At 67.1% G+C, this 13,596-nt stretch carries 11 protein-coding genes; 7 read left to right on the top strand and 4 right to left on the bottom strand.

What is annotated here, in order from left to right:
• Nucleotides 1-1,188: an MFS transporter gene (locus tag ACQR1Y_RS29265; protein ID WP_434879112.1), complete on the top strand. Its 1,188-nt coding sequence runs from the start codon at nucleotides 1-3 to the stop codon at nucleotides 1,186-1,188.
• A gap of 167 nt (nucleotides 1,189-1,355) precedes the next feature.
• The gene (locus tag ACQR1Y_RS29260) at nucleotides 1,356-2,930 is read left to right on the top strand and encodes an EAL domain-containing protein (RefSeq protein WP_434879111.1); all 1,575 of its coding nucleotides are present in this window, start codon (nucleotides 1,356-1,358) and stop codon (nucleotides 2,928-2,930) included.
• Between the two features lie 13 nt (nucleotides 2,931-2,943).
• Here the strand turns inward: ACQR1Y_RS29260 and ACQR1Y_RS29255 are convergent, their stop codons facing one another.
• The gene (locus ACQR1Y_RS29255) at nucleotides 2,944-3,372 is read right to left on the bottom strand and encodes a CHRD domain-containing protein (protein ID WP_434859550.1); all 429 of its coding nucleotides are present in this window, start codon (nucleotides 3,370-3,372) and stop codon (nucleotides 2,944-2,946) included.
• A 171-nt stretch (nucleotides 3,373-3,543) separates the two neighbouring features.
• Between ACQR1Y_RS29255 and ACQR1Y_RS29250 the strand changes: the two genes are divergently transcribed.
• Nucleotides 3,544-4,200, top strand: coding sequence for a TetR/AcrR family transcriptional regulator (locus ACQR1Y_RS29250; RefSeq protein ID WP_434859549.1), 657 nt, complete (start codon nucleotides 3,544-3,546; stop codon nucleotides 4,198-4,200).
• 327 nt (nucleotides 4,201-4,527) lie between these two features.
• Here ACQR1Y_RS29250 and ACQR1Y_RS29245 read toward each other — a convergent pair whose 3' ends face one another.
• Complete coding sequence (locus tag ACQR1Y_RS29245; RefSeq protein WP_434879110.1) at nucleotides 4,528-5,247, bottom strand: GntR family transcriptional regulator; 720 nt, start codon at nucleotides 5,245-5,247, stop codon at nucleotides 4,528-4,530.
• 174 nt (nucleotides 5,248-5,421) lie between these two features.
• Between ACQR1Y_RS29245 and ACQR1Y_RS29240 the strand changes: the two genes are divergently transcribed.
• From ACQR1Y_RS29240 to ACQR1Y_RS29225, 4 genes are read left to right on the top strand one after another with little or no spacing between them, the layout of a single operon-like run.
• Nucleotides 5,422-6,315 carry a VOC family protein gene (locus ACQR1Y_RS29240; RefSeq protein ID WP_434879109.1) on the top strand — a complete coding sequence of 298 codons (894 nt, stop codon included), beginning with the start codon at nucleotides 5,422-5,424 and terminating at the stop codon, nucleotides 6,313-6,315.
• Between the two features lie 30 nt (nucleotides 6,316-6,345).
• Nucleotides 6,346-7,866, top strand: a complete 1,521-nt coding sequence (locus tag ACQR1Y_RS29235; RefSeq protein ID WP_434879108.1) for a bifunctional 3-(3-hydroxy-phenyl)propionate/3-hydroxycinnamic acid hydroxylase — start codon at nucleotides 6,346-6,348, stop codon at nucleotides 7,864-7,866.
• Nucleotides 7,867-7,897: 31 nt separating this feature from the next.
• Nucleotides 7,898-9,220, top strand: a complete 1,323-nt coding sequence (locus tag ACQR1Y_RS29230; protein WP_434879107.1) for an MFS transporter — start codon at nucleotides 7,898-7,900, stop codon at nucleotides 9,218-9,220.
• A 14-nt stretch (nucleotides 9,221-9,234) separates the two neighbouring features.
• The gene (locus tag ACQR1Y_RS29225) at nucleotides 9,235-10,086 is read left to right on the top strand and encodes a fumarylacetoacetate hydrolase family protein (protein ID WP_434879106.1); all 852 of its coding nucleotides are present in this window, start codon (nucleotides 9,235-9,237) and stop codon (nucleotides 10,084-10,086) included.
• 500 nt (nucleotides 10,087-10,586) lie between these two features.
• Here ACQR1Y_RS29225 and ACQR1Y_RS29220 read toward each other — a convergent pair whose 3' ends face one another.
• Together ACQR1Y_RS29220 and ACQR1Y_RS29215 are read right to left on the bottom strand one after the other, a co-directional pair.
• Nucleotides 10,587-12,167 (bottom strand): DHA2 family efflux MFS transporter permease subunit, encoded by a 1,581-nt coding sequence (locus ACQR1Y_RS29220; protein ID WP_434879105.1) that lies wholly within the window; start codon nucleotides 12,165-12,167, stop codon nucleotides 10,587-10,589.
• A 10-nt stretch (nucleotides 12,168-12,177) separates the two neighbouring features.
• Nucleotides 12,178-13,446: an HlyD family secretion protein gene (locus ACQR1Y_RS29215; protein WP_434879104.1), complete on the bottom strand. Its 1,269-nt coding sequence runs from the start codon at nucleotides 13,444-13,446 to the stop codon at nucleotides 12,178-12,180.
• Between the last annotated feature and the right edge of the window lie 150 nt (nucleotides 13,447-13,596).

Here is a 13,596-nt window from a genome sequence, read left to right as displayed (position 1 = left end):
ATGCAGGCACGACGGCTGGGCGTGGTCATCGCTCTCGGCACCGCCCAGACCTTGGCCTGGGGATCGAGCTACTATCTGCCGGCGATCCTCGCCGACCCGATCGCGCGCGATCTCGGCATCTCCGACAACTGGTTCTTCGCCGCCTTCTCGGCCTCGCTGATCATCTCCGGTCTGCTCGGCCCGCGCATCGGCCGGCAGATCGATCGCGTCGGCGGCCGGCAGGTGCTGTGCGCCTCCAATATCGTGCTGGCGATCGGGCTCACGCTGCTCGGCCTGTCGCATTCCCTCTGGGTGATGGCGATCGCCTGGCTGTGGCTCGGCGTCGGCATGGGCCTCGGCCTCTACGACGCCGCGTTCGGCGCGCTCGGGCGCATCTATGGCAAGGACGCGCGCGGCGCGATCACCGGCATCACGCTGATCGCAGGCTTTGCCTCCACTGTGGGCTGGCCGCTCAGCACCTGGGGACTCGCCACGATCGGCTGGCGCGAGACCTGCTTCGCCTGGGCGATCGCGCATCTCGTCATCGGCCTGCCGCTCAATCTGTCGCTGCCGCGCGCCACCGCGATCGCTCCCGGCGACCTGCCCACGGGCAAGCCGAACATCCCGCTCGACCGTCCGATGGTGCTGATCGCGTTTGCGATGGCCGCGGCCTGGACCGTGACCGCGGCGATGGCCGTGCATCTGCCGCGGCTGATGGAATCGTTCGGCGCGACGCCGGCGCAGGCGCTGTTCGCCGGCATGATGATCGGTCCCGCGCAGGTCGCCGCGCGGGTGTTCGAGGCCGGCTTTCTCAGCCGCTTCCATCCGCTGGCCTCGGCGCGGCTCGCCTGCGTCACCCACCCGCTCGGCGCGCTGACCATCGGCCTGTTCGGCGGCGGCGCCGCGGCGGCCTTCGCGCTGCTGCACGGCTCCGGCAACGGCATTCTCACGATCGCGCGCGGCACGCTGCCGCTCGCGATCTTCGGCCCCGCCAACTACGCCTACCGGCTCGGCCTGATCGGCGCGCCGTCGCGGATCTGCCAGGCGTTCGCGCCGCTGCTGTTCGGCCTGCTGATCGACGCGCTCGGCCGCGGCGTGCTGATCGTCTCGGCAAGCCTCAGCCTGTCGGCGCTGACAGCCCTGATGCTGCTCGCGGCCGAGCGCGCCGAAACGGCGGTGCCAGGCAGCGCGCCGGACAAGGCGGCGTGAGCCGGTCCTTCAGACTTTCTTAACCAGCTTTCGGGGCTTCCGCACCGGTCGGGCGCCGCGGCCCGGCAGGACGGCGCGCATATACGGAAAGTTGAAACTTCGACGAAACGATAACCCGTGATCATACGGGGGACGTTCACGACACGATGGCGTTGCAACGCAAACACATGCTTCGTGTCGGTGCCGTGGCCGCCTGTGTCGGGATCTTCCTGGCCGGCGCCGATCTCGCCGTGACCGCACTGATCGGCGGCCAGACGACACGGCAGCTCAGCGAACTCAGCAAGGTGGCGCTGCGCCGTTCCGAGGCCGCGATCGATTCCGCCGGCGCGATCCTCAACCGCCTGATCGCCAAGGGGCCGATGGATTGCAGCGCCCTCGCGCTGCAGGCGTTGCGCCTGAGCGTCTATCAAGGAACGATCGTCAAGGACATTCGCACCGTCGATCGGCACGGCTCGGTGCTGTGCGCGGCCTATCCCGAGACGCTCGAATTCGACAATGGCTGGGCGCGGCAGGAGGAGATGTTCAAGTCGACCGACGGCGAGCTGCGGCTGTTCCGGGTCGAGCAGTTCACGGGCGCCGCGTTCGCGGTGATGCGCGACATCGACGCCTCGACATCGCTGGCGGCGATCCTGCGCATCGACGGCAATCTGCTCGACGTGATGCCGGTCGGTCTGCGCGGCGAGAGCACCATTACGCTCACTTTGCCGGACGGCGAGCAGGTCGCCGGCTATCATCCAGGCGCAGCGGCGAGGCCGTCGGCGCAATCCGTGGCCTTCACCACCGTATCCGACCGCTATCCGCTGCAGGCCACGATCCATGTCCGGCCGCACGGCCTGAGCGCGCGGCAGGAGACAGCCTATCTCCTGACCATGCTCGCCGCCGGCGTGCTCGGAGGCCTGTTCGGCCTGCTGCTCGCGAGCTACCTGAACCGGCCGGTCGATCCGGTCGCCGAACTCGACCGCGGGCTCGCGGCCCATGAGTTCAAGCCTTATCTGCAGCCGACCTTCCGGTTGAGGACCGGCGATATCGTCGGCTGCGAGATCCTGGCGCGCTGGGAGCGAGCCGACGGCCGGGTGATCCAGCCGATGAGCTTCATCCCGCTCGCCGAGAACACCGGCCGCATCGAGAAGCTGACCTGGCAGATCCTGAAGGCCGCGCTGCGCGAACTGCAGCCGGAGATGAAGCAGGACAAGCTGTTCAAGATGTCGGTCAACATCACGCCGCGCCATCTGCTCGGCGACGGCTTCATCGAGGAGCTGCGCAAGGTTGTCGCCTCCTCCTCGGTCTCGACCCGCCAGGTCGTGATCGAGGTCACCGAGCGCGAGGAACTCGCCGACCTCACCAAGGCGACGACGGTGGTGAAGGAGCTCAGCGAGCTCGGCTTCCGCATCGCGCTCGACGACGTCGGCATCGGCCACAGCGGGCTCTCCACCATCCAGCGGCTTGGCGCGCGCATCCTGAAGATCGACAAGTTCTTCGTCGATGCGATCACGCGCGACCAGTCGGCGGTCGTGGTGGTGCAGATGCTGGTGGCGCTGGCGCGCGAGCTCGACATGTCCGTCGTGGCCGAGGGCATCGAGCATCAGGAGCAGGTCGACGCACTGATCGCCTGCGGCGTCGAGGAAGGCCAGGGTTATCTGGTCGCCCCGCCGCTGTCGCTCGACCGCTTCAAGCAGTTCCTCGAGATGCGGCGCATCGCGGCTCCGGCCGGCCGCGTGACCAAGCCGGAGCTGGCGGCGTAGCGCGCTCGTCCAACTACTGCCTGATCATCTGGCCGCGGATCTCGCCGCCCGGGTTGGCCTGGGTGTGGATGTTGGCGTACCACTTCCCGGCCAGCAGATCGGCGGCCTGCGCCTCGGTGAGCGCCGCCGCGCCGGTGATCGGCGGCTCCGGACTCTTGAACGGCAGCACGATGCCGGCGGTCTTGCCGGGCTCGCTCGGGCCGTGGAAATGCGCGCCGATCGGCGGCCCGCTGAGACCTGAGAAGGTGATCTTCCAGGTCAGCGTCCTGGTCGCGATGTCGAAGGTTGCCTCCGCGGTGCCCGAGGCCGTACTCGCGTTCGGCGGCACCTCGTTGGCGGCCTTCAGCTCCGATTTCAGGACGACGGTGTCGGCGTGAGCGAGCGGCGCGGCCGCGAGGCCGGCCAAGAAGGCGAGCAGCGCCCAGCCAGACGTCCGATGCATGGTTTCCCCCAGGTGTTTTCCGCAGTCTGGAGTGTGAGACCCCTCGAGGCAAGCCGATATTCCGCAAGCCGTACTGAACCCGCGGCAGCCGGCTTGATTGATCAGAAGCGGCCGCTGTGCCAAACAGGCGGACCCCCACGAGGAGCACGACAGAAGGCGATGGCGGAACGGATGGCTGCTTCCAAGACGGCGCGCGGCAAGGTCGGACGGCCCTCGCTCGAACGTGCCGGCGAGGTCGAGGAGCGCATCCTGGATGCCGCCAAGACGGTGTTCCTCGCCCACGGCTTCGAGGGCGCCAGCGTCGACGAAATCGCGCAGACCGCGCGGGCCGGCAAGCCGACAATCTACGCGCGCTTCCCCAGCAAGGCGGCGCTGTTCGCGGCGGTGATCGCCCGCCAAGCGGCGAACAACACGCAATATGAGAATTTGGTGCCGCAGGGGCGCAGCTTCCGCGCGCGCCTCGTCAACCTAGCGCTGACGCTGATCGAGCGCGCCTTCGTCGGCGAGACCATCGGCCTGATGCGCACGGCGATCGCCGAGAACCCGCGCTTCCCCGAACTGACGCTGGAGATCCAGGATTCGGCGCGCGAGCGCGCGACGCGCAATGTCGGCCAAGCGATCGCCGAATTGGCCCGCGCCGAAGGACTTTACGGCAAGGGCGCCTTCGCAGCCGACAGGATCGGGGAGACCGCGAAGATCTTCATCGATCTCGTCGTGTTCTCGATGCTGTTCCGCGCCCTGCTCGGCGAAGACATGCGCGCGCTGAAGAAGGAAGCGCAGGCCTATGTGGAAGGGCGTGTGGATTTTTTCCTGTCGGCGGCGACGTAAAAGTAGATAGTTTCGCCAGCTGATCGCGCGGAACGTAAACGGCCCCTCACCCAGCCGCCGTCATTCCGGGGCGTTCGCGCGCAAAATGGCGCAGCCATTTTGGAGCAGCGCGAACGAGCCCGGAATCCATAGCCACAGGCTGCGATGAGGTGCGAGATGCGCGTGGCGGAAAGCGTGGACCACGCCCGACAGGCGTGGTTATGGATTCCGGGCTCGCGCTGCGCGCGCCCCGGAATGACGAGGGGAGAGAGCCGGCACATCACTCACGATGTTGGAGATGCGCTAGGCGTCGCGCTGGAGCTGGCACTCCGGCAGATGCCGCAACACCTATTTCTCCCCGCCCCTCGCCTTCAGCTCCGGAAAGATCGTCTCGTCCTGCAGGATGACGTCGGCCGTGCGCTGGTAGTGCGCGGTCAATAGCGCGACCGCGCCCTCGACATCGGCGTTCAGCACCGCCTGCACGATTGCGGCGTGCTCGTCGCCGACGGCGCGTGACGGGAACGCCTTGCGGATCGAGAGCCGGCGGTAGCGATAGAGCTGGTCGGCGAGCTGCTCGCAGAATCCGATCAGAGACTGCGAGCCGCAATTTGCGATCAGAACGCGATGATAGATCCGGTGCAGCTTTTCCCACTCCGGATTGTCCTCGAACGTCGTGGCGCTGAGCGAGCGCGGCGCGCGGCTGAGGCGATGCTGCGCCAGCACCAGTTGTTCCTCCCAGGACGGCGTTGCCGCCTTCATCGACTCCCGCAGCGCCAGCGCCTCGACCCAGCAGCGCGTCTTGGTCAGTTCGGCGAGCTCGGCGCGACTGATGTCCTTGACGTAGAAGCCGCGCTGCTCGCGCACCTCGACCAGCCCGTCGGCGGTGAGGCGGTTGAGCGCCTCGCGCAGCGGCGTCTGCCCGGTCTGATAGGTCTCGGTCAGGAAGCGCATCTGTAGCTTGCGCGACGGTGCCAGCCGCCCGGACAGCAGGTCCTCGCGCAGCCGGTCATACACATGGCTTGCCTGGGTCGACGGGCCCTGCCCGTCGGCCTCGATCACCGCGTCCAATTTCGATCTCCCTCGGAATCGCCGCTCATGTATAGAGCTTGGTCTCGAAACATAAAATTTATAAATTATGATTGATTTCAATTTTTTATGTAATAAAAGAGCTCAGCCGCCTCGCCGGCCGAAAGCAAAAAGCATCGCGCGCTCCTGCCAGGGATCGCGCCGGAGGACTCGTCCATGACCCGATTTCCGGTCACGGCTCTGCGCAGCGTCGACCTCGGCACGTCCGATCTCGGCCGGTCCGAGGCGTTCTATCGCGAAGTCTGGGGGCTGGAGCGGGTCGCGACGGCCGATGGCGTCGTCTATCTGCGCGCGACCGGGAGCGACCATCACGTCGTCGCGCTGCACCGGAGCGACCGCACCGAGCTGAAGGCGGTGACGTTCCGTGTCGCCGACGCCAGCGATTTCGACGCCGTCGCGCGCAACGCGCTTGATCAGGGCGCGACCTTGATCGCAGCCGCCGCACCGAACGCCGCGCCCGATGGCGGCGTGATCCTGAGCCTGCGCAGCCCCGAGGGCTGCGTGCTGCGCTTCGTGCATGGCGACATCAGGCACGAGGCCAGGCCAACGCTGCCGGAGCTGCCGGAGCGCCTCGCCCACGTCAATCTCAACAGCAAAGATGTCGACCGCACCGCCGCGTTCTACGAGAAGGCGCTCGGCTTCCAGCTGACGGATCGCTCGGCGGCGATGGCCTTCGTCCGCTGCAATTCCGACCACCATGCCGTCGTCATCGCGAACGCCAAGGTCGACGGCCTCAACCACGTCGCCTTCCTGATGCCGACCTGGGAGGGCGTGATGCGCGGCGCCGGCCGCATGATCGATGCCGGCTATCCGATCGCCTGGGGCGTCGGCCGCCACGGGCCCGGCGACAACGTGTTCGCCTACTTCATCGATCCCGTCGGTACCGTCATCGAATACACCGCCGAGGTGCTGCAGGTCGACGACGACTATGTCGTGCACGGCCCGGAGCATTGGGTCTGGCCGCCCGGCCGCACCGATCAATGGGGCATCGCGCCGCCCAAGGCCGATCACGTCAAGGCCGCGCAGCTCGCGGTCGGCTTCGCCGCCTGATCCCAGTCCCAGCTACGAGCTTCCAGCGTCATGTCAGCAGAACATCATCAGGTCGTCATCATCGGCTTCGGTCCGACCGGCGCCGTCGCAGCCAGCCTGCTCGGCCGCGCGGGCATCTCCACGCTCGCGATCGACCGCGCCCGCGAGATCTACGACAAGCCGCGTGCGATCGCCCTCGACCACGAGATCATGCGGCTGTTCGACAATCTCGGCATCGCCGGTGAGGTCAGCCGCTACGTCGCGCCGTTCCCCGCCTCGGAGCATTTCGGCGCGCAGGGGCAGCTGATCCGCCGTATCGACATGGTCGGCGAGCCCTACCCGCTCGGCTACACGCCGAGCATGGTGTTCACCCAGCCGCCGGTCGAGCAGGTGATGCGCGAGCGCGTCGCCGCCTGTCCCTCGGTGACGGTCGAACTCGGCACCACGCTGATCGACGTCCGGCAGGATGCGAACGCGGCAACCGTCGTGCTGCAGCGAGAGGATGGCTCGACGCGCGAGGTCAGCGCCGACTACGTCATCGCCTGCGACGGTGCCTCCAGCACCGTTCGCCAGACACTCGGCATCCGCTTCGACGATCTCGACTTCGACGAGCCGTGGCTGGTGGTGGACCTGCGCGTCAACGTGACAGGCGCCGGCAAGCTGCCAAAGACGGCCGCTCAGTTCTGCAATCCGGCGCGGCCGACGACCTACATCATCGGGCCCGGCAATCACCGCCGCTTCGAGATCATGCTCCGCCCCGGCGAGGACCGCCATGCAATGGAGCAGCCGGATCAGGTCTGGCGCCTGTTGTCGCCCTGGCTCTCTCCCGAGGATGGCGAGCTGTGGCGCGCGGCGAGCTATCGCTTCCACGCGCTGGTCGCGAGCCGCTGGCGGCAGGGCCGCGTGCTGCTCGCCGGCGACGCCGCGCATCAGCAGCCGCCCTTCATCGGCCAGGGCATGTGCCAGGGCCTGCGCGATGCAGCGAACCTCAGCTGGAAGCTGATCCGCGTGCTGCGCGGCAAGTCGCGGGACACGCTGCTCGACAGCTACGAGGCCGAACGCAGCACCCATGTGCGCGAGCTCACCACGCGCATCAAGGCGATCGGCCGCGTCATCTGCGAGCAGGATCCGGTCGCCGCGGCAGCGCGCGACGAACGCATTCTCGCCGAAGGCGGCGGCGCGCCACGCACCATCACCCGGCAGGAGATCGTGCCGCCGCTCACGACGGGGTTGCTGGCCTCGAAGCCGAACGCCGCCAACGGCACGCTGTTTCCGCAGCCCTGGATTGTCGGCGACGGCGGCCGCGCACTGCTCGACACGGTCGCTGGCAGCGGCTGGCGCCTCGTGCTCGACGGCCGCGCGCTGAACGCTCCGGCCCTGCCGTCCGACATCAGGGCGATCGCCATCGGCGGCGGCGGCCTGCGGGAGGAAAGCGGCGTGGTCGAACGCTGGTTCGAGCGCCACGGCTGCCACGCCGCGCTGGTGCGGCCCGACCACTACGTCTACGGCGTCGCCAAGGACGCTCCGGAACTTGCCGCGCTACTGAGCGAGCTGAACGACCGACTGAACTAATCAAAACAACAACATCACACGGGGAAGCGCCATGACGACACCAACGGGAGCCACGACCGGATCGGCAGGAGGACGCGCCATCGCCGTCCTCATCATGCTGTTCCTGTTCCAGACCTTGAATTTCTTCGACAAGCTGGTGTTCGGCCTGTCGGCCGTGCCGATGATGAAGGAGCTGGGCCTGAGCCCGAAGGATTTCGGCCTGATCGGCAGCAGCTTCTTCCTGCTGTTCTCGCTGTCGGGCATGGCGGTCGGCATGTTCGTGGTCGGGCGCTTCCCGGTGAAATGGCTGCTGCTGATCATGGCCGGCATCTGGTCGGCGACGCAGCTTCCGATCTTCTTCTCCAGCTCGATCGCCGTGCTGGTGATCTGCCGCATCATCCTCGGCGCCGGCGAAGGCCCGGGCCTGCCGACCGCGCTGCATGCCTGCTACAACTGGTTTCCAGCGGATAAGCGCAGCGTGCCGAGCGCGGTGGTGCTGCAGGGCATCAGCGTCGGTCTGTTGGCGGGCGGTCCGATCCTGACCTATGTCATCGTCAACTATGGCTGGCGCACCGGCTTCCTGTTCTGCGGCCTGCTCGGGCTCGCCTGGATGGTCGGCTGGTTCTTCGTCGGCGGCGAGGGCCCCTACTCGGCCCACGCGCCGGAGGCTGCGACTGCAAAGGACAAGGCGCTGCCCGCGCGCGTGCTGTGGGGCGATGCGACGGTGATCGGCGTCATCATCATGTCGACCGCGTCGTACTGGATCGTCGGCATGTCCGCGACCTGGCTGCCGCCATATCTGCAGCTCGGGCTCGGCTACAAGCAGGTCGATGTCGGCTGGATCATTTCGGGCATCTATCTGTTCCAGTCGCCCCTGCTGCTCGGCGGCTCCTGGCTCACGCAATATTTGCAGCGGCGCGGCTTCAGCCTGCGCGCCTGCCTCGGCCATGCCTCGGGCCTTGCGCTGCTCGCCGCCGGCTGCGCGCTGCTGCTCAGCATCGTCACGTCGGGTCCGCTGCAGCTCGCCTGCGTTGCGATTGCCTTCGCCGCCCCCAGCCTCACCACGATCTTCGGCCCGGTCGCGCTCGGCGCCATCGCGCCGGCCGTGCAGCGCGGCCGCCTGATCGTCGTGATCTATTCCGGCAACGCCGCCTCCGCACTGATCTCGAATGCGCTCACCGGCTGGATCGTCGGTGAGGCCGGCCCCAACGCGCCGCTCGGCTACGCCCATGCCATGACCTTCACCGCCGGCGTGCTCATCGTCGGCGCCATCTCCGCCTTCGCCCTGATCTTCCCGGAGCGCACCATCGCGCGCTTCGCGCGGACGGCGCAGGAACCAGCCTCCCCCTCCGCCATCGCGGCGGTCTCGACCTGACCAGAGGACATCCCATGAAATTCGCAAGCTTCACCATCAACAACACGCCGTCCTGGGGACTGGTGGAAGGCGATGAGATCGCCGATCTCGGCGTCCTCTTGCGCGATCGCTTTCCCGACTTGAAATCGGCCATCGCCGCCGATGCGCTGAAGGAGGTCGCTGCGGCGGCCTCCGGCGCCAGCCGGCATCCGCTCTCGGCCATCACCTTCCTGCCGGTGATCCCGAACCCCGACAAGATCCTGTGCATCGGCCTGAACTACGAGACCCACCGCAAGGAGACCGGCCGCTCCGAGGTCGAGAACCCCACCGTGTTCGGCCGCTTCGCCAACAGCCAGACCGGGCATCTGTCGAACATCATCCGGCCGCGCGTCTCGACCGATCTCGATTTCGAGGGCGAGCTCGCCGTGATCATCGGCAAGCCCGGCCGCTACATCCCGCGCGCCGAGGCGTTCCAGCACATCATAGGCTATGCCTGCTACAACGAGGGCAGCGTGCGCGACTTCCAGCGCCACACGCATCAGTTCACGCCGGGCAAGAATTTCCCCGACACCGGCGCGTTCGGCCCGTGGCTCGTCACAGCAGATGAAATCGACGATCTCGGCCCGCTCAGGCTGCAGACGCGGCTCAACGGCGAGGTGGTGCAGGAGGCGACGATCAGCCAGATGATCTTCGATATCCCGCGCCAAATCGAATATTGCTCGTCCTTCACCCGGCTCGAGCCCGGCGACGTCATCGCCACCGGCACCCCCGGCGGCGTCGGCTCCCGCCGCACGCCCCCGCTGTGGATGAAGCCGGGCGATGTGGTGGAGGTCGAGATCGACAAGATCGGGCTGCTGCGGAACGGGATCGCGGACGAAGCGGTGTGAGCTCGCCTTGTAGGGTGGGCAAAGCAGCCGCCGAAGGCGGCAGCGTGTCTACCGTGCATCGGCGAACTCATCAGCAAACGGTGTGCACGGCGCCTTTGTCGCCGGCGTTGGTGGAGAGCGCACGGCAGCGCCTTTGCCCACCCTACCATCGAACGCTCTCCTCCGTCATTCCGGGGCGCGCGTAGCGCGAGCCCGGAATCCATCACCACGACTATCAATGGCGTACCGACATTCCGACCACTGCCGCTCTCGCCCAACATAACGGCCTGTGGGTATGGATTCCGGGCTCATTCGCGCTGCCTCAAAATGGCTTCGCCATTTTGCGCGCGAATGCCCCGGAATGACGGGAAGCGGGAGCGAGAGTCAGGAGGCCATCGTCATTCCGGGGCAGCCCGCCAGGGCTGAACCCGGAACCTCGAGATTCTCAGGTGCGCAACTGCGCAACGTAGTTCGATGCTTGCGCATCGCCCCGGAATGACAGCCGAGATCCCAATTCCCTCTCAATGCGCCATCGCCGGGCCGCCGCCGAGCTTCACCTTGCGCAAGGTCAGCGCCAGCGGAATCGCCGAAAGTGAGATCAGCATCAGCGCCCAATACACATCCACATAGGCCAGCAGCGAGGACTGCATCTGCACGGTCTGGCCGATCCAGGCCAGCGCCTGCTGCTTCGCCAGCACCATCGAGCTGCCATGGGCGGCGAAGTAGTTGGTCACCTGGTTCAGCGTGTCCTGATAGGCCGGGTTCGACGGGATCGTGCCCTCGACGAGACGGTTTTGGTGGAACTGGCCGCGATGCGCGAGGATATTGGCGGCGAGAGACACGCCGATCGAGCCGCCGGTGTTACGCGCGGCGTTGATCAGCGCCGAGGCCTGGTCGGTTCGTTCAGGGGGAATGCCGTTGTAGGACGCGGTCGTGATCGACAGGAAGATCAGCGGCAGGCCGATGCCGATCAGCATGCGGGACTCCGCGAAGAACCAGAAGTCGACATTGGCGTAGACCCGCGTCAGGTCATACATCGCGAACGCCACGACGGCGGCGCCGGTCATGATCATGTATTTCGGCTGTACCTTGCCGGAAAGCCGCCCGACCGCGAACATCATGGCCATGGTGACCAGGCCGCCGGGCGACAGCACGAGGCCGGCCCAGGTGGCGGTATAGCCGAAATCCTGCTGCACCATCTGCGGCAGCATCTGCGTGGTGCCGAGCAGGATGGCGCCGGTCGCGAGCATCACCAGGAAGCAGGCGCCGAACTGGCGCGAGGCCAGCATGCGCACGTCGACCGTCGGGTTCTTCTGGTTCATCTCCCACGGGATCATGGCGATGAAGGCGGTGACGCAGACCGCGGCAGTGATCACGATGAAGCGCGAGTCGAACCAGTCGTCCTCCAGGCCGCGATCGAGCATCAGTTCGAGCGCGCCAAGGAAGGTCGCGACCAGGATGAAGCCGACGACGTCGAAGCCATGCGCCTGCTTGCGCCGCTCCTCGGTGACCTCCTGCGGCTCCTTGAGGATCAGCCCGATCAGCACCATCGCGGCGACGCCGACGGGACCGTTGATCAGGAAGCACCAGTGCCAGGAGGCATTGTCCGAGAGATAGCCGCCGAGCGTCGGACCGACCACAGGCGCGACGACAACGGCGACGCCGAACAGCGCGAACGCCTGGCCACGCTTCTCAGGCGGAAAGGAATCGGCGAGGATCGATTGCGCCACCGGCACCATGCCGCCGCCGCCGAGCCCCTGCAGGATCCGGAACAGCAAGAGCACCTCGAGGTTCCAGGCGAAGCCGCACAGCACCGAGCTCAGGGTGAACAGGCCGAGGCACATGATGAAGAAGGTCTTGCGGCCCAGGCGCTTGGCGAGATAGCTCGACGCGGTCAGGATGATCGCGTTGGAGACGAGATAGGTCGTCACTACCCAGGAGGATTCGTCCTGGCTGACGCCCATGCCGCCCGCGATATAGGGCAGCGCGACGTTGGCGATGGTGGTGTCGAGCACCTCCATGAAGGTCGCGAGCGCAACCAGCACCGCGATGATCCACGGACTGCCGGCGCGCGGCGCGGAGGGAGCAGCAGCCTCACTCATGGCGAACCTCTTACAGCACGGCCTTCAGCCGCTCATAGAGCGAGGGCTTGGGATCGACCCGCACGGTCGGCACCACCGACATGCCTGGGCCGAGCGCGACATCGGTCGGCGGATCGTCCATGTCGATCTTCACCGGCACGCGCTGCACGATCTTGACGTAGTTGCCAGTCGCGTTCTGCGGCGGCAGCAGCGAGAACGCCGGGCCCGAACCGGACTGCACGCTGGCGACATGGCCGCGGATCTCGCGCTCCGGATAGGCGTCGATCTCGAGGGTCACCGGCTGGCCGGGACGCATCTGGTCGAGCTGAGTCTCTTTGAAATTGGCGGTGACCCAGACCTCGTCGGGCACGAACATCGACAGCGCCGTGCCTTGGGCGGCGAACTGGCCGTCGGCGGCGCTGAGGTTGACGACACGGCCCGGCTGCGCCGCGGTCACCGTGGTGTAGGACAGATTGAGCTGCGCCTGGTCGCGCTGCGCCTGCGCCTGGGCGAGATTGGCATCGGCGCTCTCGCGCTGCGCCTTCAGCGACTCGAGCTGCCGCTGCGCGACCTGCAGGTTGGCCTGCGCCGAGGTCAGTCCGGCCTTCGCCTGCTGAAGCTGCGAGGTATATTGCTGCTCGCTCTGCACGGTGCCGGAGCCGGTGCGGGCGAGCTGCTGGTAGCGGTCAGCCTGCTGCTGGGCGAAGGTCAGCCCGGCCTGCGACTGCTCGACCTGGGCCTGGCCCGCGGTGATCTGCGCCTGCTGAACCGCGATCTGCGCGTCGATGTTGTGGATCGCGGCCTCCGCCGATCGCACCTGCGCCTCGGCCTGCGCCAGCGCCGTCCTGTAGTCGCGGTCATCGATGCGGGCGATCACATCGCCGTCCTTGACGTGCTGGTTGTCGGTGACCGGAACCGCAGTGATGTAGCCTGAGACCTTCGGCGCGATCGAGAACTGGCGGGCCGCGATGAAGGCGTCGTCGGTGCTCTCGAAATGGCCCGTCGCGTCGTAATAGACGTAGCCTCCGGTCGCGGCGGCCAGCAGCAGAACGAGCCCCAGCGCCGCCCCCACCGGATGCCGCCGCAGCACGCCACGGCGCGGCTTGTCGGCCTGCTCGCTCTGCCCCTCCGGGGCGGGAGCAGTCTCATCCGGCTGATGCGTTTCCCGATCGGCCTCGCGGCGGAGCTCCTTGACGGCATCGCCGCGCCATTGCTTCAACGCGCGCTCGCGCGCCGGGATGGCCGGATCGGAAGGCTTGGAGGGCGGCGTGGACTCGGTGGTGGACGACTGGACGGCCATTGCGGCGCTCCGAAAAGAACGAAACTGTTCCGTTCTAAAATAGAGAACGGATCTCAACAGGCAAGCCCGGAGCCCCGCTTCTGGATCGATAACTTTTCGTGAGCAGACCCTAAAATTTCCGTCATCCAATCATAGGCACGATCGGATCGG

It is taken from the genome of Bradyrhizobium sp. HKCCYLRH3099 (genome assembly GCF_051167855.1).
Taxonomy (GTDB): domain Bacteria; phylum Pseudomonadota; class Alphaproteobacteria; order Rhizobiales; family Xanthobacteraceae; genus Bradyrhizobium.
This window is presented reverse-complemented; position numbering and strand designations above follow the sequence as displayed.